Here is a 26,392-nt window from a genome sequence, read left to right as displayed (position 1 = left end):
ATCAAACCTCATGCGCACGCTCACGTTTGCCTCCCCCTGTGTTAAATCTGCGCCGGCATTTGTTTTTGTCGCGTTGATCACGTGCGCTTTTGCTCACGCGCAACAAACACAAACCCACATGCCGCCCGCCTTTCGCAACCCCGACCTTCCCGTCGAGCAACGCGTCGACGACCTCATCTCTCGTCTCACCGTTGAGGAAAAAATCTCGCAGCTCATGATGGCCTCCGCCGCCATCCCGCGACTCGAAATCCCCGCTTACGATTGGTGGAACGAGGCGCTCCACGGCGTCGGCCGCAACGGCACCGCGACTGTTTACCCGCAAGCCATTGCCCTCGCCGCCACATGGAATCCCGGGCTGCACTTCCGCGTTGCCGATAGCATCTCCACCGAAGCCCGCGCCAAAAACAACGACCTTCTCGCCAACTCCAAAAACAACGGTGCGACGAAGCGCTACCAGGGCCTCACCATCTGGTCGCCCAACATAAACATCTTTCGCGATCCCCGCTGGGGCCGGGGACAGGAAACCTACGGCGAGGATCCGCTCCTCACCGCCGAACTCGCCGTCGCCTTCGTGCGCGGCCTGCAGGGCGGCGATCCGCATTACCTGAAAACGGTCGCGACCGTGAAGCACTTCGCCGTCCACAGCGGCCCCGAACCCCTGCGGCACAGGTTCAACGCCGTCGTCTCCGAACGCGATTTGCGCGAAACCTACCTGCCCGCCTTTGAAGCCGGCATCCGCGAGGGCGGCGCGCTGTCGATCATGAGCGCCTACAACGCCGTCAACGGCATCCCCGCCCCCGCGAACGCCGCCTTGCTCACCGGCATCCTGCGCGGCGAATGGCTTTTCGACGGCGCCGTCGTCGGCGACGTGGACAACGTCTCCGACCTCTGGCGGCCCAACGGCCACGGCTTCGCCGCCGACGCCGCCGAGGCCGGCGCGCTCGCGATCAAGGCGGGCAACGAACTCTGCTCGGGCCGCACCTACGAGGCGCTCGGCGACGCCCTCAAACGCGGGCTCGTCACCGAAGCCGACCTCGACCGCGCGCTGCGGCGACTCCTCAAGCTCCGCTTCATGCTCGGCCAGTTCGACCCGCCGGAGCGCGTCCCCTACCGAGCCATCCCCATCAGCGAAAACGATTCGCCCGCGCACGACCGGCTCGCGCTCGAAGCTGCGCGCCAGAGCCTCGTGCTCCTCAAAAACGACGGCACGCTTCCGCTTGACCCCGCGAAACTCAAGACCGTCGCCATCCTCGGCCCCGCCGGTTTCGAGGAATCCGCCCTCCTCGGCAACTACGCCGGCACCCCCTCGCGCAAAGTCACGCTCGCCGACGGCATCCGCGCCAAATTCGAAGCACGCGGCATCCGCGTCCTCGCCGAGCCCGCCGTCCCGCTCGTCAAGGGCTTTCGCGTCACCGGCGACCCCATCCCGCCGGGCGTGCTCTTCACCGACGCCACCCGCGCCACGCCCGGCCTGCGCGCCGAGATTTTTGCCCATGAAAAACAGGACGCCAAAAAGCCGGTTCTCGCGGGCCGGCTCGTGGCCGCCCGCACGCATGGGCAGGTGGATTTGCAATGGGACGAAACCCAGCCCGCCGGCGACATTCCCGTCGCCAACGCCTCCTTGCGCTGGACCGGCGTGATGGTCCCGCCCTCGACCGGCGAATACACCCTCGGCGTCGTCGCCGAGGGCGCCGTGCGCCTCTACATCGACGACAAGCGCGTCATCGACTCCTGGCGTCGCGACCCCGAGCGCCCGCTCAGCGCCACCGTCGCACTCGACGCCGGCCGGGCCTGCGACATCCGCCTCGAATACGCGCAGCTCACCGGGAAAGGCCGCGTGCAACTCGGCTGGATCGCCCCCGGCAACAACGACGCCCTCGAACGCGCCATGGCCGCCGCGCGCCAAGCCGGACACATCATCCTCACGCTCGGACTCACGCCCGACCTCGAAGGCGAATCCATGACCGTGACCGCCGAGGGCTTCAGCGGCGGCGACCGCCTCACCCTCGCCCTCCCGGAAACACAGCGCGTGCTGCTCGAAAAAGTCTGCGCCTTGGGCAAACCCACCGTGCTCGTCCTCACCGGCGGCAGCGCCATCAGCTTTGACCAGGGGAAACCGAACGCCGTCCTGCTGGCGTGGTATTACGGACAACGCGGCGCCGACGCTGTCGCCGAAGCGTTGATTGGCGAGACCAACCCGGCGGGCCGGCTGCCGGTCACCTTCTACCAGGACGACAGCCAGCTCCCGCCCTTCGACGACTACGCCATGGCCGGCCGCACCTATCGTTATTTCAGCGACCGGCCGCTCTATGCCTTCGGCCACGGGTTGTCCTACACGACCTTTGATTATGATAAGATCAAACTCAGCCCGGAAACCGCGGCGCCCGGCGACACCATCACCGCGAGCGTGACCATAAAAAACTCCGGCCCGCGCGACGGCGACGAGGTGATACAAGTCTATGCCACGGCCGTGAACCCTCCCGTGCCGATGCCGCTCCGCCAGTTGGCCGGCTTCAAGCGGGTGTCGCTGAAGGCGGGCGAAACCAGGACCGTCGAAATTCCCGTGCCTGCCGCGCGCCTGCGCCGCTGGAGCATTGAGGAAAGGAGCTACGTCGTCGATCCCGGCGCCTGGCAATTCACCGCCGGCCCCGCGTCCGACCGACCGGCGCTGTCGGCCAGCGTGACGGTAAAGTAGCACGGGCATTCCCCCTGTGCGGAAATCCTTATTGCATGCGATCGTTGCGCAGGCAGGTCTCGAGGCCGAAGGCCGGCAGTCCGCTATGCCTGTGCCACCTTAATACACCCACCTCCCCTCACCCATGACCACACTCGACTGGATTATAATCGGCGTTTATTTCTGCCTCATCGCGGGCATCGTCTGGCGTTCCTCGCTCAAGCAAAAAAGCACGGAGGACTATTTCCTCGCCGGGCGCCATATCGGCTGGTTCGTCGTCGGCTGCTCGCTCTTCGCCTCCAACATCGGCTCCGAGCACATCGTGGGGCTCGCCGGCTCCGGCGCCAACAACGGCATGGCGCAGGCGCACTGGGAGCTGCACGCGTGGATCATGATCCTCTTCGCATGGGTGTTTGTCCCGTTCTACCACCGCGCCGGCGTGTTCACGATGCCCGAGTTTCTGGAACGCCGCTTCAATACCAAGACGCGCTGGGTGCTCTCCATCGTCAGCCTCGTCGCCTACGTCTTCACCAAGGTCGCCGTCACGGTCTATGCCGGCGCGCTCGTGTTCCAGACCCTCCTGCCCGATACCTTCGGCTCGCCCGAAAACGCGTTCTGGATCGGCGCGCTCGCCACGGTCGTGCTCACCGGAATCTATACGGTTCTCGGCGGGATGCGCGCCGTCGTCTATACGGAGGTCGCGCAGACCTTCGTCCTGCTGCTCGGCTCGTTTATAATATCGTGGGTTGGCCTGCGCGCGCTCGGCGGCTGGGACGAACTGGTCGCAGCGGTAAAACCGAACGCCGACAGGTTCGCGCTGTGGCGCCCGAACACCGACGCGAATTTTCCCTGGCTCGGAGTCATGATCGCCTCTCCCGTCATCGGCATCTGGTATTGGTGCACCGACCAATACATCGTGCAGCGCGCCCTCGCCGCGAAAAGCCTGCGCGACGCGCGGCGCGGCGCGATCTGGGGCGGTTTCCTGAAATTGTGGCCCGTTTTCATCTTCCTGATCCCGGGCATGATCGGCTACGCGCTTCACCAGAAGGGCCTGATTCACATCCCGCTCAAGCACGACGGCTCGGGCGAGCTTCTCGGCGACGCCGTGTTCGCCACGATGGTGCAGGCGCTCCTGCCGGTGGGGGTGCGCGGCCTCGTCGTCGCGGGGCTGCTCTCCGCGCTCATGTCCTCGCTCGCGTCGCTCTTCAACTCGTGCGCGACGCTGTTCACCGTGGACATTTACAACAAGCTGTTTCCCGGCGCGAGCGAGACGAAGCAGGTGCGCGTGGGCCGCTTCGCCACCGTGGTGGTGGTCGTGTGCGGCATCATCTGGATTCCGATCATGAAAAAAATCTCCGAAGGAAACACGGGGCTCTACGACTACCTGCAAAACGTGCAAAGCTTCCTCGCGCCCCCGATCACGGCGGTGTTCCTGCTCGGGCTCTTTTCCCGGCGCATCAATGCGCGCGGGGCGCTGGCCGGCCTCGTCGTCGGCTTCGTCCTCGGCATGGCCAAGCTCACGGTCCAGACGCTGGCCAAAAGCGGCGCGCTCGGCGACGACGGCGTGCTGTATTCGATAGGCCAATACAACGGCTATTATTTTTCCGGCCTGCTGTTCCTCTTCAGCATTGTGCTGGTGATCGCGGTTTCGCTGCTCGCGCCGCCGCCGCCCGCGGCGCAAATCGCCGGGCTCACCTACGGCTCCACCACGCCGGAGCAGCGCGCGGAAAACCGCGCCAGCTGGAACTGGGTGGATGTAGCCGGCTCGCTCGCCGTCATCGGCATCGTGCTCGGCGTGTATGCCTATTTCACCTGCTGGCTGGCCTAGGTGCCGCAACCGGCAGGGACGGCTCGCGTATCTGTTTTGGCGTGATTACAGCTTTGCGCGGCAGCGCGTAGCGCAGGCATCCGTGCCTGCCGTCGAAACCGAAGGCGCGAAGCGCCGCTGACTTTATCTCTTTCCCCAAAATAAATGCCGCGCTTCGCGCGACCCCATCGCGATAGCAGGCAGGGATGCCTGCGCTACGCGCTGCCGCGCCTTGATTGGATTTTGCGGCCCATTAAACGAAAAACGCGCCAAGTCGGGAAACCCGACGCCCCCGCCCGTCGTCGCGCGCCCCAGGTCAACAATGCGCGCAGGACATCTGTTGCCCTGCGCGCCCGCTCCCCTGCACACTCGCCGGGCTCGCCTTCCCGCCTTGTTTCACTGACTGTCCATTTTTTCCATCATCCTGTTTCTCCCGCGAAGCGTTAACCATCCTCCCCGCCAACCGTTCCCATGCCCTCTCCCGACGCCGTCCGCCCCTCTTCGCCAGGCCCCCATGCCGGCGGTCATTTCCGCTGGGTCATCTGCGCGCTGCTTTTTTTCTCGGTCGCGTTGAATTACATCGACCGGAACATCATCGGCATCCTGAAAATGCCGCTCAGCGAGGCGCTCGGCTGGAGCGAGAGCGACTACGGCGTCATCACCGCCGCGTTCAGCTTCGCCTACGCCTTCGGCTACCTCATCGGCGGGCGCTTGATCGAGCGCTTCGGCGTGCGTTACGGGCTGCCGGGCTTTGTGTTTTTCTGGAGCCTGGCGGCCATGGCGCACGGCCTGTGCGGCCTCATTCCGGTCGAGGCGCGATTCAGCATGGCCTACCCGTGGTTTTCCTTCGCGCAAAAAGGCTTCTTCTGGGCCACGCTTGCGCTGCCTTCGACGGCGCTCGGCTTCATGATGGCCCGCATCGCGCTGGGTCTCACCGAGGGCGGAAATTTTCCCGGCGCGATCAAGGCCGTCGCGGAATGGTTTCCGCAGCGCGAGCGAGCGCTCGCCACGGGCCTTTTCAACGCCGGCACCAATGTCGGCGCCGTCCTCTGCCCGGTCGGTGTGCCGTGGCTGCTCAAGCATGTGGGCTGGGAATCCACTTTCTACATCACCGGGGCGCTCGGCTTTGTGTGGCTGGTCGCCTGGTGGTTCTTGTATGAATCGCCCGAAAAAAGCCGCCGTGTCTCCGATGCCGAGCGCGCCTATATCATGGGCGGAATGCCCGGCGCGCGGTCCGGGGTCGCAATAAAAGCGGAGCCCGTGCGCTGGCGCGTGCTGCTCGGGTATCGCGCGGTCTGGGCCTATATTATCGCCGGTATCCTCGCCGGGCCGGTCTGGGGTTTTTATCAATTTTTCCTGCCCGATTTTCTTGATAAACGCTACCACCTCCCGCTTCAGGCGACTGGTGTCTGGACAGGCATTTTTTACGCGCTCGCGGCCGTAGGCGGCGTGGTGTTCGGCTGGCTCGCGGGCAAGTTCATGGATCGCGGCTGGAGCATCAACGCGGCCCGGAAAATCTCGCTGCTCGTCTGCGCGCTCGCGGTTGTGCCGGTGTTTCTCGCGCCTTATGCGCCGGGCATCTGGCTTACGGTGCTCATCGTCGGCATCGCCGGCTCCGCGCATCAGGGCTGGTCGGCCAATCTTTTCAGTTTCGTGTCGGACTGCCTGCCGAAAAAAGCGGTGAGCACCGTCGTGGGCTTCGGCGGTTTTGTCACGTATTTCACCGGCGGGGTGGTGTCTTGGTTGACCAGCCAGATTCTTGAGAAGACGGGCAGCTACGTGCTGGTTTTCGCGTGGGCCTCGCTGATGTATGTGTTCTCGCTCATCGCCATCCAGCTCCTCGTCCCGCGCATCCCGCAGTCACCGGAGGCGGATGCAACCGCGCCCAAAAACTGACGAGGGCCGCCGCGCTCCAAATCCCACATCACAAAATTCCAAATCACAAAAAACAGATTCCAATGAACAAAACCCAAAGAAATCCCTCGTCCGCCCGCTCTTTGTTTTTTTGGAATTTGGTCTTTTGGAGTTTTTTTGGGATTTGGGATTTGGGGATTTGGGATTTATGCGCGCGCGGTCCGTTGCATGCCGCCCGCGCCGACGCCGTTGTCGCCGCCGACGGCACGGGTGATTACGCCACCGTGCAGGAGGCCGTCGACAAGGCGCCGCAGACCTCGTCGGCCGGCGCGCCGTGGACGATTCTGGTGAAGCCCGGAACCTACCGCGAGGTCGTCTATGTGCAGCGGGAGAAGCGCGGCGTGCGGCTCGTCGGCGAGGACGCCGGCAACACGGTGATCACCGCCGCGCTCAATGCCAATCTTCCCAGCCCCGACGGCAAACCCATCGGCACCTTCCGCACCGCGACCATGCAAGTCGACGCCGACGACTTCACGCTCGAAAACCTCACCGTCGAAAACAGCTTCGGCCCCGGCAGCCAGGCGCTCGCCATCCGCGTGGACGGCGATCGGGCCGCCTTTCGCCGCTGCCGCTTTCTCGGCTGGCAGGACACCATTTTAATCAATCGCGGACGCCAGTATTTCGAGGCCTGCCTTGTCGCCGGGGCGGTCGATTTCATTTTTGGCGGGGCCACCGCGTGGTTCGAAAACTGCGACATCCGCGTCGATGGCAACGGCTACATCACCGCGGCCTCGACGCCTGCCGACGCGGCGCACGGGTATGTTTTCAACCGCTGCCGCGTCACCGCGTCCGCCGACAATATAAAAACCTACCTGGGCCGCCCCTGGCGCCAGCACGCCGCGACGCTCTTCATGAACTGCGAACTCGGCCCGTGCGTGCGCCCGGAAGGATGGCAGCAATGGAAAGTCGCCGAGCCCGAAAAAACGGTGCGCTACGCCGAGCACGCCAACACCGGCCCCGGCGCGGACGCCTCGCGGCGCGCCGCATGGTCGCGCCAGCTCGCCGCCGCCGAGGCGGCCGCCATCACGCCATCCGCCGTGCTCGGCGACGGATGGAGCCCGTTCCGCCAGGCCGGCCCGTCACGATGATTTAGACCTATGCACTCAGCCACCGCATCTCCCTCCCCTTCTCCAACCCGGCCCGCGTGGCGCCCCGACCTCGGCGATGGCACGTATAAAAACCCGGTGCTCAACGCGGATTACTCCGACCCCGACGCCATCCGCGTCGGCGACGATTACTGGATGATCTCATCCAGTTTCTGCCACGTCCCCGGCCTGCCCGTCCTGCACTCGCGCGACCTCGTCAATTGGACGCTCGTCAACCACGCCCTGCCCGCGCTCGTCCCGGGCAAACACTATTCCGGCGTCCGCCACGGTCATGGCGTGTGGGCTCCCGCGCTCCGCCACCACGCGGGCCTGTTCTGGATTTATTATCCGGACCCAGATTTCGGCATCTACGCCATCACCGCGCGCGACCCGCGCGGCGGGTGGAGCGACCCGGTGCTCGTCAAGGGAGGCAAGGGCCTCATCGACCCGTGCCCGCTCTGGGACGACGACGGCCGGGTCTGGCTCGTGCATGGCTGGGCCAAAAGCCGCTCCGGCATTTGCAACATCATCACGCTTCACCGGCTCGCCGCCGACGGCCTTTCCGTCGCCGACGAGGGCCGGGTGGTCATAGACGGCAATGCCATGCCCGGCTGGAATACCATCGAGGGGCCGAAATTCTACAAACGAAACGGCTGGTATTACATCTTCGCGCCCGCCGGCGGCGTTGGCACCGGCTATCAGGCGGTGTTCCGTTCCCGCAACATCGACGGCCCCTACGAGGACCGCATCACGCTCGAGCGCGGCAACACTCATGTCAACGGCCCCCATCAAGGGGCCTGGGTGGACACGCCGTTGGGCGAGCACTGGTTCCTCCATTTCCAGGAAATCCCCGCGATGGGACGCGTCGTGCACCTCCAGCCGATGACTTGGGGCAAGGACGACTGGCCGCGCATGGGCACCGCCGCCGGGTCCGCCGCCGAAGGGGACGCCCCGGGGCATCCCGTGCTCCGCCATGCCATGCCGCGAACGGCCTCCTCCTCCTCCGCGAACACGGCCGCGGTCGCGGCCGAACCCGCCACCTCGGACGATTTTTCGTCGGCCCGGCTCGGACGCCAATGGCAATGGCAGGCCAACCCGCGCGAAGCATGGGCGCGCATCGACACCGCCGCGCAAACCCTGCACCTCGCCTGCGTGCCGACTCCCGAACCGCATTCCCACTGGCTGAGCCCGAACCTGCTTTTGCAAAAATTCCCGGCCCCCGCGTTCACCGCCACCGTCGCGATGCGATTCGCGCCCTCGGGCGAGGGCGGCACGGCCGGCCTCATGGTTTTCGGATACAACTACGCGTGGCTCGGCCTCCGCCGCGAGGACGGCGCGCTCCGGCTCCTCCTGGTCACCTGTCACGACGCCCACGAGGCGGCGGCGCGGGAGCACATCGTGGCCTCCGCCGGGGTCGCCTCGTCGGAGGTGTTTCTGCGCGTCACCGTCACCCCGCACGCCGAATGCCGTTTCAGCCGCAGCGACGACGGCAAAACCTTCATTCCCATCGGCGGCGTGTTCCAGGCCACATCGAGCCGCTGGGTCGGCGCCAAGGTCGGCCTCTTCGCCTCCGCTCTCCCGGATTCCCGGCCCGGAGACTCCGCCGCCTTCCGCCAGTTCACCGTCACCGCGTGATTGGATTTTCGATTCTCGATTTTGGATTTTCGATTGAGGGAGCTTCTGCTCCGGCGGGCAAACCGGCGCGGTAGCGCCCAATCGAAAATCGAGAATCGAGAATCGAAAATTCCTCCCTCTCTCCATTTCGCACAATCCGCCATGCACACCCAAACCATCCCCCTCCCGGCCTTCTCCCTCCTGGCCATCGCCGTCGTTTCCGCCTCGCTCTCGCTGCTGGCCGCCGCCCCCGCGCGCGCCGACGGACCGTATCGCAACCGCGACAACAAATCCACCTACGATCTCTCCGAGGGCACCTACCCTGTTCCCTATCAAAAACCCACCCGCGAGGAAATCACCGCCGTCCTCGACCGCGTGCGCGGGTTTCTCGACCAGGCCGCGGCGACGCGCATCGTCGACCGGAGGACCGGCGACCAGATAACCGACTGGCAAGCCGCACCCGTCGCCACCGCCGTCGCCGACCGGGGCGAGGGCGGGTATTTCTACAACTTTGACTACACCATGGGCGTCGTCCACGCCGGTATGCTCTCCTGCGCGGAAGTCACCGGAGACAAAAGATACACCGCCTTCACCGAGCGGCACATGCGCTTCATCGCCGACGCATTGCCCTACTTTCGCGCCCAGGCGGAGAAATTCGGGCAACCCGAAAAGAACAGTTTCCGCGCCATCCTGCACACCCGCGCCCTCGACGACTGCGGCGCGATGTGCGCGGCGCTCATCAAGGCGCGCCGCGCCGGCGTCGGCCCCGACCTGAAGCCCGTCATCGATGGCTGGATGGATTTTATCGCGCACAAACAATACCGTCTTCCCGACGGCACGCTCGCCCGGCAGCGCCCCCAGCCGTCATCCCTCTGGAGCGACGATTTCTACATGAGCATCCCCGCGCTCGCGCAAATGGGCGTTCTCGCCGGCGATCCCGCCTGGCTCGATGACGCGGCGCGGCAGGTCGTGCAATTTTCTGGAAAACTTTTCGACGAGAAAACCGGGCTCTACGCCCACGGATGGAATGCCAACCAGCCCGACAATCCCGAATTCTACTGGGGGCGCGCCAACGGCTGGGCCATGATGGCGACCGTGGAACTCCTCGACGTGCTTCCGGCGGAGCATCCGCGGCGCGCGCAAATCCTGGATTACCTGCGCAAACACATCCATGCCGTCGCCAAACTCCAGTCCGGCGCGGGCCTCTGGCACCAGATGCTCGACAAGAACGATTCCTACCTCGAAACCTCCGCCTCGGCCATGTTTGTGTATGGCATCGCCCGCGCCATCAATCGCGGATGGATAAGCCCCGTGAGCTACGGCTCGGTGGCGCAAGCCGGCTGGATTGCCGTCGCGCAGCAAGTCAACTCCCGCGGGCAGGTCGAAGGCACCTGCGTCGGCACGACCTTTGCCAGCGATCACGTCTATTACTACAATCGCCCCGTGAGTCCCTACGTGACGCACGGCTATGGCCCCGTGTTGCTCGCGGGGGCGGAAATGATCCGCCTTCTGGAAAATCCGAAACTCGACATCCAATACAAGGTCCGCACCTACCACTATGTGCCGGGCGAGTAGAGCGCCGGGCGGGCGGTCCTCCCCCGCCGGCGGAGCGCGCAGCCATGGGTGATGCCCCGGAAGCCTCGGGCAGACCGGGATTGTGACCCAATGATTACACCAATTCCGGACTGTTTTTAGACTTTAGCGGCTTCTGTCTTTTTGGAGCAACGGCCTCCGGGCCGTCCCTCCAAAAGGATAAATTTCATTCGGAAATGGTAATATTGACCGCGCAGACGGGGATGCTCAGAATCCTTTTTCCTCCGGCACGACGCCCGTGATGTCGATTTCGACCGGGCCCTCGTTTTCGATGCCGAGATTCTCGCGGTAAATGCCCGCCACTTCCTGCGTAAGGTAGCCTTGGATGGCATCGAGCTTCGCGTCGGGGCGCACTTTCAAGCGGATGCGGGTTTTGAACCTGCCCGCGCTGCCCGACACGGTCGCCCGAGCGGAATCGACCCCCTTCACTTGTTCGCAGCATGCCTCGATCAGCCGGTGCAGCGCGTGGCGGGAGATTTGTAGCGAGCCGTCTTTTCCGGTCGCGAGCGTCACGCGCGAGGGACGGCTGAAAATCAGCACGATGACCAGCACCACGACGAGGCCCCACAGGACGAGGATTTCGACGGGTGAGTTGACAAAGAATTGGGTGATCCGGGTAAACACGGCGCGGTTGGGTGAGGGAATAATGGACGGGGAAAAAAGAGGGAATCAGCGGACTCAGTCCGTGTCGGTGTCGGGCCAGAACGTGTCGTTTTTGTCGGACGTCGCGGTGTCCGAGGGCAGGCGCACGCCTTCGACGATCACATCGACGCGCGACACGTTTTTGCCGGTCATGCCCATGACTTGCTTGTGCACGGCGAGCTGCACGTCCAGCGCGGTTTTTCCGATCTCGAATCCGTAGGTGATGATGATGCGCACCTCGATGGCATAGGCGTCGTCGGAGTCCTCCACGATTTTGACGCCGCGATGGTCGGTCTCGCGCTTCGTAAAAAGCTCGGTGAGATCGTCCGCGAAGCCGCCGCCGACACCGGACACGCCGGGGACTTGCGAGGCGGCGAGGCGCACGATGCTGGCGATGACATTGTGATTGATCTTGATGTCGCCGAGCTCGGGTTGCTCGTCGTCGCGAAAGGAGGAGGTGGTGAACTCGTTGTCAGCCATGCGCACAATAAGTAGCCGCGCCGCGGCGTTGGTTGCAAGAGCGGGGATGAAAAGTTTGCACAACTAAAAACATCCGTCGCCGGCACCCGCGCCGGGTCTTATAACAGCGCCAGCACCGTGAGATAAAAAACCAGTTCGCAGACCTGTTGCGCGGCCCCGAGGCAATCGCCGGTGTAGCCGCCGATGCGCCGCCTGAACCGCCATGCCATCCACGTGCGCGCCAGCCCGATGGCGGCGAGCCCCCACCAAAGCCGCCCCGGGAGCAACGCCAGCGGCGCGAGCGCCAGCAGCATCGCCACGACGAGCCGCCCGCCGCGCAGCCGGGTCGAGAGCGGCTTGGCCTTTCCCGTCTCCTGCGCATAGGGCAGCGTGGCCAGCAACGAGATCGCCGCCCCCCTCGACACCGCGTGCGCCGCAAGGATGATCGCGGGGACCAGCAGCCCGGGCGGCAGCGCGGGAAACGCGGACCAGCCCGCCGCGGCGCCGCCGTCGCCCGGCCGGGCCGCGCCCGCGAGCGCCGCCACCGCGTGCCATTTCAAGCCGAGCATCACCACCAGCCCGATCGCGCCAAACGCCCCGATGCGCGAATCGCGCATGATCTCCATGACGCGCTCGCGCGTGTGCCCGCCGCCGAACCCATCGCACATGTCGGCAAATCCATCCTCGTGAAACGCGCCCGTGAGCAGCAGCGTCGCCGCCAGGCTCGCTCCGCTGGCGACGGCGGGCGTCCACACCTCCAGCCCGGCCCACCAGACCGCCGCGGCCACCGCGCCGACCAGCCAGCCGACGAGCGGGAAATACGTCGAGGAACGCTGCAAGTCGGCGTCCTCGTGATGCGCGAGCGAGGGCAGCGGGATGCGCGTGAAAAACATCACGGCGGAATGCAGGGCGCGAAATTCGTTGCGCAGAAACGAGGACATCGGGGGCTCAGCGTGCGTCCGGGCGGTTGTGGATGCAACAAATGATGTGCCCAAGACGAGGCCGCCCCCTCCGCAATCGTTCTCGTTTTCTTACTCGTTCTCCTTTCTGCTTTTTGTCTGTCGGAGCGCCCGTCGCGGAAATCTGAGAGAACGAGTAAGAAAACGAGAACGATTTACAATGGGCGCCTCCCTCACTTTTACCCCGAAAAATTTCCTCCCCAAAACAAAACCCTTGAAAAACAGCCGTCCGCCCCCTAACCGCCTGCCCCTTACATGAAGTCACTCATCATTGCGGAAAAACCGTCCGTGGCCGCCGACCTTGCGCGCGCGCTCGGCAAAATCCCGAAGAAAGGCGACCACTACGAAAATGACGAATACGTCATCGCGGCGGCGGTCGGCCACCTCGTTGAGTTGCTCATGCCCGAGGACATCGACAAGAAAAAATACGGCTTCTGGCGCCTCGAGACGCTGCCGATCATCCCCGACAAATTCGAACTCAAGCCCATCGCCGAGTCCAAGGACCGGTTCGCCCTCCTCAAAAAACTGCTCGCCCGCAAGGACATCGACCAGGTCATCAACGCCTGCGACGCCGGGCGCGAGGGCGAGCTGATCTTCACCTACATCTACCAGCTCGCCAAATCCAAGCTCCCCATCAAGCGCGCCTGGATGCAGACCATGACGTCCGAAGGCATCCGCGCCGCCTTTGCCAGCCTCCGCGACGGCGGCCAGATGGCCGGCCTCGCCGACGCCGCCCGCTGCCGCTCCGAAAGCGACTGGCTCATCGGCATCAACGGCACCCGCGCCCTCACCAAGCGCATGTTCGGCTCCCGCGCCGGCAACGTCGCCTCCGTCGGCCGCGTGCAGACGCCCACGCTCGCCATCGTCGTCGCCCGCGAGCTCGAAATCCGCAACTTCACCCCGCGCGGCTACCACCGCCTCACCGCCACCTTCGCCATCACCAACGGCGATTACGAAGGCGCCTACCAGCGCCCCGATTTCAAGAAAGACCCGGCCAACGAACACGACCGCGCCGACCGCATCTGGGACCCCGCCGCCGCCGAGGCGCTCCTCGCCGAATGCCGCGCCTCGACCACCGCCGCCGTCACCGAAGAAAAAAAGGCCGCCACGCAAATCGCGCCCCGCCTCTACGACCTCACCACGCTCCAGCGCGAGGCCAACAACCGCCTCGGCCTCTCCGCCCGCCGCACCCTCCAGATCGCGCAGGCTCTCTACGAGAAGCACAAGCTGATCACCTACCCGCGCACCGATTCCCGCGCGCTCCCCGAGGACTACATTCCCACCTGCCGCGAAGTCCTGGGCTCCTTCACCGACGACCTCGCGCCGCATGCCCGCCGCGTCCTCGACTCCGGCTGGCTCCGGCCCAACAAACGCATTTTCAACAACGCGCAAATCAGCGACCACTTCGCCATCATCCCCACCGGCGCGGAACACCGCAAACTCGACGACATCGAGGCCAAGGTCTTCGACATGATCGCCCGCCGCTTCGTCGCCGTTTTCCACCCCGCCGCCGAGTTCGATGTCACCACCCGCCTTACCACCATCGCGGAAAAGCACCAGTTCAAAACCGAGGGCAAAGTGCTCACCTCTCCCGGCTGGCTCGCCGTTTACGGACGCACCACCGTGGACGAGGAACCACCCGCTCCCTTCGACTCCGACCAATCGAAAATCGTAAATCGTAAATCGAAAATTTCCCCTCCCCTCCCCGCCCTCGCGCCCGCCGACAACCACCAGGCGCGCGTCGCCGACACGCGCCTCCACGCCGAGACCACCAAGCCGCCCCCGCGCTACACCGAGGCCACGCTGCTCTCCGCCATGGAAGGCGCGGGCAAACTCGTCGAGGACGAGGACCTGGCCGACGCCATGAAGGAACGCGGACTCGGCACGCCCGCCACCCGCGCCGACACCATCGACGGTCTCATCAACCAGAAATACATGGAGCGCAACGGCCGCGAACTCGCGCCCACGCCCAAGGCCGAGTCGCTCCTCGAATTTCTCGCCGCCGTCCGCGCCGAGACGCTCACCAAGCCCGACATGACCGGCGAATGGGAATACAAACTCCGCCGGATGGAGCACGGCCACTTTTCCCGCGACCAGTTCATGCGCGAGATCATCGACGTCACCCAAGGCATCGTCGAGCGCACCAAAACCTACGAGGAGGACGACTCCGCCGCGCGCGTCACCGATATCATCTCCCCCACCGACCAAAAACCGCTGCGCGAAACCCTCCGCGCCTACAAATCCGAGGACGGCGCCCTCGCCATCTACAAAGTCATCACCGGCCGGAAAATCGAGGAGGAGGAAGTCCGCCAGCTTGTCGCCGCCGGCGAGATCGGCCCCCTCGACGGCTTTGTCTCTCCCCGCACCGGCAACCGCTTCCCCGCCAAGCTCCGCCTCGTCCCCGACCCCAAGGACGAAACGAAGAAAAAAGTCGAACTCGACTTCGGCAACAAAATCGACCTCGGCGCCCTCGCGCCCATCTGGACCGACCCGTCCACCGGCGCCGAACTCTGCGAAGCCCCGACGAACTACATCCTCCGCGAACGCGACCCCGGCGCCGAGGGTGGCTGGAAACAGACCTTCTCCGTCGGCCGCCTCATGTGCCAGAAACCCATCGAGCCCGCGCAGGCCATCCAGCTCGTCACCACCGGCAAGACCGATCTCATCCAGGGTTTCATATCCAAACGCGGACGCCCCTTCGACGCGCACCTCATCCGCAAAGGCGCGCGCATCGCGTGGGAATTTCCGCCGCGCGCGCCGAAAACCGGCAAGGACGGCAAGCCCGTCGAGCGAAAAGCGAAGGCCGCGCCCGACCTCGCCAAGGCGGAAAACCTCGGCGAAAGCAGACTTCATCCCGAGGGCACGCTCTATAAAACCGACGACGCCTATATAGTCGCCAAACCCGGCGCCGATGACGCGCCGCGCATCGTTTTCGAGGTGAAGCGCAACCTCTGCCAGAAAGACCTGCCCGAATCCGAGATCCGCCAGCTCCTCACCGACGGCAAAACGAATCTGATCGAAGGCTTCGTCTCCAAGCGAGGCACGCACTTCAATGCCTACCTGGTGCTCTCCAAGGACAAAAAGAAGGCCGATTTCGAGTTCCCGCCGAGGTGAGCGTTTCAGCTTAGTTTCTGCGGTTCGGCAAAGCCCGACCCTAAAAACAACATGTTGACCGGCAATGGAAAAGATACTATGTGTCTCCGCTATGTATAAACCCAAAAGGCCAAATTGAGTTTGGCCTACGACACTATTCGGCAAAATATGAAAACTAGACCAATTTCGATCACAGTAATATCGTGGTTTCTAATTGTCTCGGGAGGAATTTCTCTAGTCACCACCGGCGTGACGATTGGAAATCCGATGGTGCACGAATTGATGGCCAAGAATCCAGTTCCCATCCCGATTCAGTATGCGATTTCGTTTGCCGGCCTGCTCGTCACCTTGCTTTCAGGCATCTTCATGCTTCGCGGAAAAGCGTGGGCGCGATTCCTGTATGTCGTCTGGGGCATCTTGGGGTTCATCTTCGGCATCGTCACTTCACCCATGAAACCGGCAATGATACCGGGCGCCATTGTTTTTGTCGTGGTCGTGTTCTTCCTGTTTCGCCCGAAAGCGAGCGAGTTTTTCTCCGCCCGCACTCATGACAATGCTGGCCAGGGTGTTTAGCATTATTTGCTATGTCGTCGCCGGCTTCTTTTTCTACTCGGTGGCGCTGCTGGCGTTCATGGAGCTACCGTCGTTGGGTGGAAAGAGCATCGTGATGGTCGGTTTTTTGGTCCCAGCGCTGCTTGGACTTTGGGCGGGGTTCGCCTTCAGCGGCTATCGTTGCAAGCTTCGCGACACCGGACTGGTGCTTTTATCTTCGTCCGGATTTACCGCGTTCTTGATTGTTACCTTCGCATGTCTCCTCGCTACCGATGACCTCAGGAGAATGATGGCACCCGAAGCCCTGAGCGCCTTCCGGGACTACGCGTCTGGCTTTGGCTTTCTGATCCTGATTTTCGCTGGCGGGCTAATTTCCCTCCGAGCAGGACTAAAAAAGCCGAACAAGTAGGAATGAGAAGGCGGATGTATAATCCTTCCGCCTTATGAATACAAAAAGCGCTGTTGAAAAACTGACCATTGAAGTTCCGAAAGGAAGTCCGAAGCCGTTGCCGAAATCCGGCGCATGTAACCGCGACGGCCTCGCGGGAGCTCGGCCCTCCGGCGAAAGTCGGTTTTTATTGGTAAATGGTATCGGGCATCCCGCTTCGCCCGGATCCCTTATTTTCTTTCCAAACCGGGGAAAGTCCGAAGGGGTCGGGACGCTGTTTGTTGATTTTCAGGTAGCAATTAGGTTGGGTTTTCACAGCAAGACGCGAAGGCGCAAAAACGGAAGAGACGTAAAAGTGATTGTTTTCATAAAAAAATCACTCGCCGCCTTTATAAAAGAACCCCGCGCAGTTTCTCTTCGCGTCTTTGTGCCCTTGCTGTTCAAACCTTCTCGTTCCGGACACCGGAAATAGCGGCGAACCAACCCGGGAATTGAACATCTAGCGGCGGGGAGGCTGCGGCTTGGCTTTTGCGTGGGCGGCGGAAAGGTTTTCCTTGTGTATAAACTCGGCAAGGGCACGGAGCAGGTCGCGGACGGGCTGGCCGTTGGGGGCGAGACAGCGGGCCACGATAGTGTCGATGTCCGCGGTCAGGTCGAGAGGGGGGATGTTGTCATTGGCGGGCTTTTTTGGCGCGATGGCATAGTCGCCGGGATGAATGTCGGCCTGAATGCCGACAAGGGCCTCGTCCTTCAAGTAAGCGAGGAGGAGGTGCAGCCGCTTGGTTTTGTTGTCTATGGCACGGAGGATGCGCAGGAGCCGCTCGCGGGTGATGGTTTTGGCGCCGCTGCAATAGCGGGATATTTCCGTGCGGTCGATGCTCATGCGGGCGGCAAATTCACCTTGGGTCGTGTCGTTTAAGGCCGAGGTGAGTGCCTCTGAAAAATTGCTCATGTGACTAAAAAATACACATGTTGAAAAAAAGCAATTTTGATATTGATGTGAAATTTAGTGTCACATAGTGATTTTTTAAATCACAAGACCTCATGAATACTCCTCTCACCAACCTGCTTCTGAGCACGCTGAGCGTGGGAAAAATGCGAGCGATCCAGATGCCCGCGCGGAGGCGGCGTATTTTGAGCGGATCATCGGGCGGGCGGCGGCGAAATGGGAGGCCGGGCGGGCGGCGAAACCGGTGAGGGCGAGCCATGCTCAAGGGGCGAACGAGGCCCCGCCAGCCCCGGATGAAATCTTGGACCAAACGGCATACCCGCCCCGCGAGGACGGGGCGTGGCAGGAGGCGTATGATGTGCGGGGCGATGTGGTTTGCTATTCCCGACGGGCGATCGCGGAAGGACGATGGCTGGTCGAGCGCAAGGAAACGCAGGATGGCTGGGTGGCGCGGTTTTGGCCGGACATTTCACCCCAAGCGGTGGGGAACGCGCAGGCGGCGATGGCTTTGGTGGAACTGGCGGGCATGAGGCACGGGCAGTGTGAGGCGCGGGTGGCCGAGCGGTTGAACCGGGTGGTGCGGCGGCTGGTCACGCTGCGGCAACGGTCGCATTGGGCCGGGGAACTGGAAGAAGCATTGCGTGAGCTGGACGAGTCGCTGAGCGAGTATTGCCGTGCGTCGCGGGCGGTGATGGCCCCGGCAGACAGTGCCTGATCGCCAAGACGATGGAAGGACGGCCTCCGTGCCTTGGATTTGGGTGATGCCGGCCATGCGGCAGAAAACGAGAGTGCAAACTTCTAGCGATTTGTTAATTCGTCCGCGATGATGAATTTTTTTGATGCACAGGCGCGCGCGCGAAAAAACACCGTCCGGCTGTTCGTGTTCATGGCCGCGGCCGTGCTGGCCGTCGTGCTCGCCGCCTACCTGCTCGCGGCGGGCGCGCTCGGTCTCTGGGAGAGCCTGCTCGCCACGCGGCCCGGCGAAACCTCCGGCCCGCCGGTCGGCCTCTGGCATCCGCGCCTGTTCCTCGGCCTGCTGCTCGGCACCGCGCTGCTTGTTTCCGGAGCGGCATGGCGCAAATGGCGGGAATTGAGCGGCGGCGGCGCGGTGGTGGCGAAGCTGCTGCGCGCGCGCTGGGTGCGCCCGGGCACGGACGACCTGATGGAGCGGCGGCTGCTCAATGTCGTGGAGGAAATGGCGCTCGCCTCGGGCATGCCGATGCCGGTGGTGTTCCTGCTCGACCGCGAGCGCGCGATCAACGCGTTCGCGGCGGGCCTCAAGCCGTCCGACGCGGTCATCGTCGTGACCCGCGGCGCGGTGGAGGAACTTTCCCGCGACGAGTTGCAGGGCGTGATCGGGCACGAATTCAGCCACATCCTCAACGGCGACATGCGCCTGAACGTGCTGCTCACGGCGCTGCTGGCCGGGCTCCAGTGCGTCGGCACGGTCGGCGAGGCCATGCTCGGCGACCACAGTGGCAAGGAGGACAAATTCACGTCCAGGCTCGACCGGCACCTGGGGGAGTCGGTGTTTTTCGGGATGACGTTCCTGGTCGCCTTGGTGCGCATCCCGGCGGGACTGGCGGTGGCGGCGTTCGGCTACGCGGGCTGGTGCGCGGGCAGGCTTTTCCAGGCGATGATTTCGCGGCAGCGGGAATTTTTGGCCGACGCGGCCTCGGTGCAGTTCACGCGCAATCCGTCCGGCATCATCGGCGCGCTGAAAAAAATCGGCACGTCGGACGGCGCGGTGATTACCAGCCGCCCGGCGCGGCAATTACGGCATTTTTTCTTCGCCGATCCGGGAATCGAATGGCTGCAAGCCTGGTTTGCCACCCATCCCACGTGGGTGGCGCGCATCCACGCGATCAACACGGGCGAGGCGGCCCGCATCATCGGCGAGACGCTGGCCTCGGGCCGGCTGCGGGTCGAGGGCGCGGCGGCGTTTGCCGGGGGCGGCGCGGTCATGGCGGCGGCGGAATCCTTCACCGCGAGCGCGGGGATGCCCGGCCCGCGCGCCATGGAGCGGGCCAGGACGCTCATCGGGCAAATCCCCGCCGCGCTGCGGGACGCCGCCGGAGACCCGCAGCAGGCCCCGGCGCTCGTGGCCGGCCTGCTGCTCGCCGGCGACACGCAGGCGCGCCGCGCGCAATGGGACATGCTGCACCTGCAAAGCGGCATCGCCACCGGCATCGTGCGCCGCCTGGAGCCGGACCTCCTCGCCTTGCCGCAGGCCGCGCGCCTGCCGCTCGCCCAGCTGGCGATGCCCGCGCTCCGCATGCTGCCGGGCCGGCGCGCCGCCGAAACCGCCGCCACCGTCACGCGACTGGCCGAATGCGACGACCGCATATCCGTTTTTGAATACGCGCTGATGCGCGTGATCCGGCATCACCTGCTGGAGACCGGCGGTGGCGCCGGCGCGCGCCACAGGAGCCAGCCGGCGCGGACGACAGCCGACGACACCGGCCTGGTGATGGCGTTTCTGGCCTGGCATGGCTCCGGCGCGGACACCCGCGATGAGGCCGCCGCGCGCGCCGCGTTCGCCGCCGCCGGCCAGCCCGGCCCCGCAGGCCGCCGCTTTTCCGTCGCATGGGAGCATGTATCCGGCGCGGCGCTCGACTTTGCCAGCGTGGACGCCGCGCTCGACCGGCTGGCCGCCGCTCCCGCCGAAACGAAACGCCGGGTGCTGGATGCGGCCGCGCGGGTCGTCCTGGCCGACGGGAAAGTATTGCCCGGCGAACTGGACCTCCTTCGCGCCATCGCCGATTCGCTCGACTGTCCCGTGCCGATGCCGGCGGACACGGAATCCGCCGCGGTCAAGCCGTCATGGGCGGGCATCCCCCGGCTATAGCCAAAATGTAGCCAAACGCCATTACCCCCCACTGCTACACCCCTGTTCCCCACTGGCGGCTGGTGCGGGCAGAGGGAGTCGAACCCTCCTCTCATGCTTGGGAAGCACACATAATAGCCGATATACTATGCCCGCTTGAGCCGGTGGAAAACGCGCCTGATTCAACGCATCGCGCCTTCCGCTGCAATCCCGAACTTTTCTTTTGGGGATCCTCGCTATTTTCGATGGCTGGTTTGCTTATTTAACCGCAGAGAACGCAAAGAACTCATGGAAAAATAGAATTGTTCCCTGCGCTCTTTGCGTTCTTTGCGGTTAATTTTTTGTTGCCTTCAGTTATCGAAAGCAGCGACGAATCTCTTTTGAAATGGCGGGGACGAGTCAAAGCAGTGCCCGATGTAGTGGCGGCACGCAGGAGCGTCGGCCCCCTGCCCTTCCCGGAACCGATACCCGCCGCGTGAAAAATTTTCCGCGCGCGAGGTGCATCGTGACAATCGGCAAAAAGCGTGGTCTAGTTACAGCCATTGTTGTCTTGTCGTCGCCTGGCCATGAAAAAAAAGCCGTCCCGCCTGCTTAAAATCCTAGCCGCACTGGTAATCCTGATGGCGCTTGTCGTAGCGCTGGCATTCTTGCCTTGGGTGCAAACCATGGTCGCGCGACGCGTCCTTGCGGGCCTGCCGGACACCAGCGCGAGCGTCGAGCGGGTTTCGATCGGCCTCGGGCACATCAACGTGCGCGGCCTCACCCTCAAGCAGCCCGGCGTATCCGTCGCCCTGCCCTCCGCCGAAATAAAAATGTCCCTGCCCGGCGCCATCCGCGAACGCGTGCGCATCGAGTCGCTCGTGGCGCGGGGCTGGACCGTCGAACTCGCCGCGAACGGCGGATCGCCGTCCGCCGGGACGAAAGCGCCGCCGGAAGCGTCGCGGCCTTTCGAAGGCATTTTTCAATTGTTGCGCTTCCCGGTGGATCTCACGGTGGACCGCATCGACCTCGCGGGCGAGGTGGTTTTCCCCCAGGCCGCCGGCGGCGGTCCGGGTCGCGCGGAGGTCGTTATTCAGGGCGGGCAAATTGGCTCGGGGCGCGACGGGCGCGTGACGCTTTCCGCCGACGCCAGGCTGCCGGGCGCGGACGCCCCCGTATCCGAAGTTTCGATACGCTCGGTGATCGCGGTCGCGATGGACTCGCCGCGGACCATCCGTTCGCTCGCGGTTTCCGCCGATGCCGCCGCCACCGGCCGGCAGTTTCCAAACGGGGCCAGGCTGAGCGCGCGCGCCTCGGCCGCGCACGAGGCGAACGGCGAGGATTACGCCCTGAACATTTCACTGCCCGACGCGAACGGCGGCAGGCAGCTCGTCGATTTCGCCGCCGCCAACATCGACGGCTCCGCCGACCTGACCGGCAGGTGGACGCTCGACATCCGCGACACCGATGTCGCGCCGTTTACGCTCGGGCTGGCGCTGCCCGCCTTTTCGGTCGGCGGCGAAGGCACGTTCTCGTCGGACCGCGCCTTCTCCCGCACGAGGGCAGTGGGCAGACTTGCCGTGTCGCTGGACAAGCTCGCGGTGCTTGAGCCCGCGCTCGCCGCAGTCGGCGCGCTTGGCCTGTCGGCGGACTTCGACCTCTCGCACCGCGGCGACGCCGTGCGCGTGAACCGTTTCGCCGCGACGCTCGCGGGCGGCGCGCCCGTTGCGACCGTGGAGGCGTTGCAGGTGATCGAACTCGACCACAACACCGGCGCGCTCAAGGTCGCCGAGCCGTCCATGGGGCTGGCGCGCGTGGTCTTGCAGGGATTGCCGCTCGCCTGGGCGCAGCCGTTTCTTGGCGACATGGCGGTCGCGGGCGGACCCGTGCGCGGCGAGTTTGTGGCCAGCGCGCAAAATGGCTGCTTTGTCCTGCGCTCGACCGCGCCGGTCGAGCTGCCCCGGTTGTCCGTCGCGCGGGACGGTCATGAACTCGTGCGCGCGCTCGATGTCTCCGCCATGCTCACCGCCGGGTATTCGCCGGCGGGCTGGCAGGCGGAGCTTTCTGACATCGCGCTGACCAGCGAGGGCGCCACCCTCGCCACGCTTTCCGTCAAGGCCGCGCAGCCTTCCGGCGGGACGGGGCTGCCTGTCACCGCCGCGGGAAAACTCCACGCGAACCTGCCCGCGCTCCTCGCGCAGCCCGCCGCGGCGGGACTGCTCACGCTCTCGCGCGGAGTCGCGGACGTGGATTTCACCGCGACCGCCGCCGGCAAGTCCGTGAAGGTCGATGCGAGCTATGCGTTTGCCGACCTCGCCGCCGCCGGCGCGCAGCCCCTTCCGGGCATCGCCGGCAACCTCCGCGTCGATTTTGCCGACGGCGGAAAGATCGACGCGCAACTGCCGCTCGTCATCGAGCACAATTCCCGCAAGTCCGACGTCGAGCTCACCGCCAGCATCCAGCCCGACGGCGCGCGTTACGCCGTCAATGCCCAGCTCGTCGGCAACGAACTCTACATGGAGGACGTCATGCTCCTCGCCGCGCTCGCCCCGTCGGGACAAACGCCGGCCACGACCGGCGGCGCGGCGAAACCGACTGTATCCGGGACCGCGGAGCCAAACGCCCCCGGCACCGCGACCGCGCCCTGGGACGCCGTCTCCGGCCGGCTCAACCTCGCGCTCAAGAAAGTCGTTTACAATGCGGACATCGAGGTCCGCGACCTCACTGGCTCGGTCCAGATAACCCCCGCGCTGCTTTCGGTCGAGACGCTTCGCGCCACGCTGCCGGACGGCTGCGAGGCGAAGGTCTCCGGTTCGTTAAAATATGACGCCGCCGCCGCGAAGTCGTATGACACCCGCGCCGATATCGAGATGAGCGGCTTCAATCCCTCGTCCGTCCTTGCTCCCGGCGAAGCCGGGCGGAAGCCGGTCGTCGAGGGGAAATTCGACATCAAGGGCACGCTCTCCGGCAAATCCGCCACGCTCGGCGAAATCGCGGACACCGCGACCGCCGACTTGCAGCTCACCAGCCGGGGAGGAACGTTTCACGGCTTCAACACCACCGCGCTCACCGGCTATGTCGGCATGGCGCAAAAAACCGTTTCGACCGCGACGAAGATCATCAACACCCTCGGCAGCCTTACGGGGCTCGGCAAGGGAAACGCCGACTTGGAGCGCGCGCGCGCGATTGCCGACACCGTGGGACGGCTGGTCGAGATCAATTTCGACCAGTTGAACGTCAATGCCGCCTGGCGTCCGGGCCAGGATATCACCGTGACGGACCTCAGCCTCATCTCGCCCGACCTGCGCCTGACCGGCGCCGGCTCGCTCGGCAACGCGCAAGGCGTCCGCCTCGCGCGGCAAATGATCGACCTCAACCTCAACATGGCCGTGCGCGGCGATCTCGCCGCCGACCTGCGCGTGTTGAACCGCCTGAAAAACGAGGCTGACGCGCTCGGCTACACGCCGCTGGTGGAAGCGTTCAAAGTGGACGGCTCGCTCCTGCAAATGGGCTGGGCCTCATTCACGAAGCTGCTCGGCCCAAAGCCGGAGTGAGGGCAGACGGGAAGGCATCAAAAAGGAGCGCGGGCATTCCTGCCCGCGCCAGGGAGATGCGCCCCAAAAAAAAATGCAATGCAGCTACGATGAGGGACGACCTCCGTGCCGTCCATTCATCGTTATAGGTTTGGGTGGTGATTGGCATGAGCCGGCAAACCACGCGGGCAGGAATGCCCGCGCTCCTCTTTATGGAATCTGTTTTCTGGCCGTTTTACGGGCGTTCCGCGATCAGGCGCACGGCCTCGCCGGCAGCGGCAAGGCCGAAGGCCCCGGTCACGAACACCGCGGTGCCGAAGCCGCTCTCGCAGTCGAGCCGCAGATTGCTTCCCGGCTCGGGCTCCGCGGCGCAGGTGCCGTCGGCCCAGGGGAAAACCGGCTTCTCCGGCGAATACACGCAGCGCACGCCGTAGCGGTTTTTCTCGCCACGCGCGAAACCGTGGTCGCGCCGCAGTTTCTTGCGCACGAGCCGCAGCAGTTCGTCCCCGGTGGATTCGCCGAGGTCGCCGGCGCGGATGCGCGTGGCATCGCGCTTGCCGCCCGCGCCGCCGACCGTCACGCAGTCGAGCTCGCGCGAGACGCATTCGGCGATGAGCAGGGCCTTGTTGGACACGGTGTCGATGGCGTCGATCACGCAGTCGAAGCCGCCGTCGAGCAGCCGGGCGGACGAGGCTTTCGTGAAAAACTCGGCCAGCGTCTCCACCCGGACGGACGGATTGATGAGCCGCGCCCTTTCGGCGAGCACCGCGACCTTGGGACGCCCAACCTGCCCGTCGAGCGCGGGAAGCTGGCGGTTGGTGTTGGTCACGCACACATCGTCGAGGTCGATCAAGGTGAGCGCCCCCACGCCGGAGCGGACCAGCGCCTCGACCGTCCACGAGCCGACGCCGCCGACGCCGATGACGCACACGCGCGCCGCGCGCAGCCGCGCCAGCCCGGCGCGCCCGACCAGCCGTCCGATGCCGCCGAAACGGTCAAGATAATCCTGCTCAAATTCGCTCATGTCCGGGAAACCCAAACGAGCGCCTGAAGACGCGTCAAGAAACAGGAGCGCGGGCTTGGCGGACTGCCGTTCCGCTCGAAACCTGCCCGCGACCCGCCGACCCGCGACCAAGCTGGACGCGCTACTCAATCGGCCGGCTTCGCCGCTCGCGGGCAGGAATGCCCGCGCCCCTTTAGCCACCGGAAACGTCGCGGGACCTGATCCCCAAAAAATCACGCGGCGGGCTTGGCGCCGCTGGCGAGGAGGGTTTCGAAATTGGGCTCGATGGTCTCGCGGGACACGACCGAAACCTCGACCTGCTGGAATCCGGCCTTTTTCAGGAAACCGTGGAGCACGTTTTCCTTAAAGCCGAGCCACACGTCGGCGTAAAGCTCGCGCGCCTTTTCGAAAGTGTGCGCCTTCAGGTCGAGCACAAGGAGGCGCCCGCCAGGACGCAGGATGCGGAATGCCTCGTCCACGGCTTTCTGCGGATGCTGCGCGTGATGCAGCGCCTGGCTGAGGATGGCGAGATCGACGGAGGCGGCGGGGAGCGGCACATCCTCGATGTCGCCGAGTTTGTAGGAGAGGTTGGCGAGGCCGTTTTTGGCGGCAAGCTCGGTGCCGACCTCGACCATGCGCGGGGAGTTGTCGATGCACCAGACGCGCTCGGCGCGGCGGGCGAGAAGCTGCGAGATGAGCCCCTCGCCGGCGCCGAGATCGGCGATGGTGATGGCGGGCGTGAGGCGGAGGGCGAGATGTCCGATGGCCTCCCAGGAGCGGCCGGGGCAGTGATGCTTGCCGAGTTTGCCGGCGATGAGGTTGAAGTAGGATTCGGATTGCGCGCGGCGGCGGGCGAGCACGCGGCCGAGGTTTTCGTTGTCCTCGGCCAGCTCGGGCTGGCCGGCGACGGCATCGCACGCGGCGCGGATGAGCGCGAGCTGGCGCGGTTCGAGGGAGGCGGGAAGCGAGTAATAGGCGCGTTTGCCGTCGCGGCGATCCTCGACGACGCCGGCTTTGCGCAGGAGCGAGAGTTGCGAGGAGATGCGCGACTGGGCCATGCCGAGGATTTCCTGCAACTCGGCGACGGAGAGTTCCTCATGCAGCAGGAGCGCGAGCAGGCGCACGCGGGTGGGGTCGGAGAGGATTTTAAGTGTTTCCCAAGAGGCTTTCATGCAAGGACTGAGACTGAAGGTTGAAAAGCGAATGGCGAGCGCAGGATGAGGTGGAAAATTCCAAATCACGAAATCCCAAATCCCAAAAAAATCTCAAAGAACAAATCCCAAAAAATCAAAGAAAACGCCTTCGCCCTGTCTTTTTGGAA

Annotated in this window: 19 protein-coding genes and 1 tRNA gene; 13 read left to right on the top strand and 7 right to left on the bottom strand. The window is 64.6% G+C overall.

Features of this window, described 5'->3' with window-relative positions; genetic code table 11:
- Positions 1 to 118: 118 nt before the first annotated feature.
- From OH491_RS00355 to OH491_RS00330, 6 genes are all read left to right on the top strand, one after another.
- Entirely contained in the window at positions 119 to 2,695 is a 2,577-nt protein-coding gene (locus OH491_RS00355; protein WP_068772999.1) for a glycoside hydrolase family 3 C-terminal domain-containing protein, read from the top strand.
- Positions 2,696 to 2,819: 124 nt separating this feature from the next.
- Entirely contained in the window at positions 2,820 to 4,502 is a 1,683-nt protein-coding gene (locus OH491_RS00350) for a sodium:solute symporter (protein WP_068773000.1), read from the top strand.
- A 450-nt stretch (positions 4,503 to 4,952) separates the two neighbouring features.
- Positions 4,953 to 6,377, top strand: coding sequence for an MFS transporter (locus OH491_RS00345; protein WP_068773001.1), 1,425 nt, complete (start codon positions 4,953 to 4,955; stop codon positions 6,375 to 6,377).
- Between the two features lie 182 nt (positions 6,378 to 6,559).
- The gene (locus OH491_RS00340; RefSeq protein WP_068773048.1) at positions 6,560 to 7,483 is read left to right on the top strand and encodes a pectinesterase family protein; all 924 of its coding nucleotides are present in this window, start codon (positions 6,560 to 6,562) and stop codon (positions 7,481 to 7,483) included.
- A 9-nt stretch (positions 7,484 to 7,492) separates the two neighbouring features.
- Entirely contained in the window at positions 7,493 to 9,115 is a 1,623-nt protein-coding gene (locus OH491_RS00335; protein WP_068773002.1) for a glycoside hydrolase family 43 protein, read from the top strand.
- 141 nt (positions 9,116 to 9,256) lie between these two features.
- Positions 9,257 to 10,669, top strand: a complete 1,413-nt coding sequence (locus OH491_RS00330; protein ID WP_068773003.1) for a glycoside hydrolase family 88/105 protein — start codon at positions 9,257 to 9,259, stop codon at positions 10,667 to 10,669.
- Positions 10,670 to 10,894: 225 nt separating this feature from the next.
- Here OH491_RS00330 and OH491_RS00325 read toward each other — a convergent pair whose 3' ends face one another.
- From OH491_RS00325 to OH491_RS00315, 3 genes are all read right to left on the bottom strand, one after another.
- Positions 10,895 to 11,311 (bottom strand): DUF6286 domain-containing protein, encoded by a 417-nt coding sequence (locus OH491_RS00325; RefSeq protein WP_068773004.1) that lies wholly within the window; start codon positions 11,309 to 11,311, stop codon positions 10,895 to 10,897.
- A gap of 54 nt (positions 11,312 to 11,365) precedes the next feature.
- On the bottom strand, positions 11,366 to 11,809 hold the full coding sequence (locus OH491_RS00320; protein ID WP_068773049.1) for an Asp23/Gls24 family envelope stress response protein: 444 nt from the start codon (positions 11,807 to 11,809) through the stop codon (positions 11,366 to 11,368).
- A gap of 98 nt (positions 11,810 to 11,907) precedes the next feature.
- The gene (locus tag OH491_RS00315) at positions 11,908 to 12,729 is read right to left on the bottom strand and encodes an adenosylcobinamide-GDP ribazoletransferase (protein WP_068773005.1); all 822 of its coding nucleotides are present in this window, start codon (positions 12,727 to 12,729) and stop codon (positions 11,908 to 11,910) included.
- 273 nt (positions 12,730 to 13,002) lie between these two features.
- Between OH491_RS00315 and OH491_RS00310 the strand changes: the two genes are divergently transcribed.
- From OH491_RS00310 to OH491_RS00295, 4 genes are all read left to right on the top strand, one after another.
- Positions 13,003 to 15,861, top strand: coding sequence for a type IA DNA topoisomerase (locus tag OH491_RS00310; RefSeq protein WP_068773006.1), 2,859 nt, complete (start codon positions 13,003 to 13,005; stop codon positions 15,859 to 15,861).
- Between the two features lie 147 nt (positions 15,862 to 16,008).
- On the top strand, positions 16,009 to 16,413 hold the full coding sequence (locus OH491_RS00305) for a hypothetical protein (protein ID WP_068773007.1): 405 nt from the start codon (positions 16,009 to 16,011) through the stop codon (positions 16,411 to 16,413).
- Positions 16,388 to 16,801 (top strand): hypothetical protein, encoded by a 414-nt coding sequence (locus OH491_RS00300; protein WP_145929117.1) that lies wholly within the window; start codon positions 16,388 to 16,390, stop codon positions 16,799 to 16,801. Before OH491_RS00305 ends, OH491_RS00300 begins: the two co-directional genes overlap by 26 nt.
- A 34-nt stretch (positions 16,802 to 16,835) precedes the next feature.
- A complete protein-coding gene (locus OH491_RS00295; RefSeq protein ID WP_145929118.1) occupies positions 16,836 to 17,252 on the top strand; it encodes a hypothetical protein in 417 nt (138 codons plus the stop codon).
- 27 nt (positions 17,253 to 17,279) lie between these two features.
- Here the strand turns inward: OH491_RS00295 and OH491_RS00290 are convergent, their stop codons facing one another.
- Positions 17,280 to 17,732, bottom strand: coding sequence for a helix-turn-helix domain-containing protein (locus tag OH491_RS00290; RefSeq protein WP_068773009.1), 453 nt, complete (start codon positions 17,730 to 17,732; stop codon positions 17,280 to 17,282).
- Positions 17,733 to 18,030: 298 nt separating this feature from the next.
- Here OH491_RS00290 and OH491_RS00285 point away from each other — a divergent pair, with 298 nt between their 5' ends.
- Both OH491_RS00285 and OH491_RS00280 read left to right on the top strand, forming a co-directional pair.
- Positions 18,031 to 18,444: a hypothetical protein gene (locus tag OH491_RS00285; RefSeq protein WP_145929119.1), complete on the top strand. Its 414-nt coding sequence runs from the start codon at positions 18,031 to 18,033 to the stop codon at positions 18,442 to 18,444.
- A gap of 108 nt (positions 18,445 to 18,552) precedes the next feature.
- Positions 18,553 to 20,577 carry a M48 family metalloprotease gene (locus OH491_RS00280; RefSeq protein ID WP_068773011.1) on the top strand — a complete coding sequence of 675 codons (2,025 nt, stop codon included), beginning with the start codon at positions 18,553 to 18,555 and terminating at the stop codon, positions 20,575 to 20,577.
- Between the two features lie 60 nt (positions 20,578 to 20,637).
- On the opposite strand, the gene OH491_RS00275 is transcribed toward OH491_RS00280, so the two are convergent.
- Positions 20,638 to 20,712 (bottom strand) — tRNA-Gly (locus OH491_RS00275).
- A gap of 410 nt (positions 20,713 to 21,122) precedes the next feature.
- Between OH491_RS00275 and OH491_RS00270 the strand changes: the two genes are divergently transcribed.
- Positions 21,123 to 24,089 (top strand): AsmA-like C-terminal region-containing protein, encoded by a 2,967-nt coding sequence (locus OH491_RS00270; protein ID WP_145929120.1) that lies wholly within the window; start codon positions 21,123 to 21,125, stop codon positions 24,087 to 24,089.
- A gap of 214 nt (positions 24,090 to 24,303) precedes the next feature.
- Here the strand turns inward: OH491_RS00270 and OH491_RS00265 are convergent, their stop codons facing one another.
- Positions 24,304 to 25,092, bottom strand: coding sequence for a tRNA threonylcarbamoyladenosine dehydratase (locus tag OH491_RS00265; protein ID WP_068773013.1), 789 nt, complete (start codon positions 25,090 to 25,092; stop codon positions 24,304 to 24,306).
- A 212-nt stretch (positions 25,093 to 25,304) separates the two neighbouring features.
- Positions 25,305 to 26,243: an ArsR/SmtB family transcription factor gene (locus OH491_RS00260; RefSeq protein ID WP_068773014.1), complete on the bottom strand. Its 939-nt coding sequence runs from the start codon at positions 26,241 to 26,243 to the stop codon at positions 25,305 to 25,307.
- Positions 26,244 to 26,392 lie beyond the last annotated feature (149 nt).

Origin of the sequence: Termitidicoccus mucosus, assembly GCF_038725785.1 — a bacterium.
Lineage (GTDB): Bacteria > Verrucomicrobiota > Verrucomicrobiia > Opitutales > Opitutaceae > Termitidicoccus > Termitidicoccus mucosus.
Note: the sequence above shows the minus strand (reverse complement) of the source record. Positions and strands in the feature narration are given on the sequence as shown.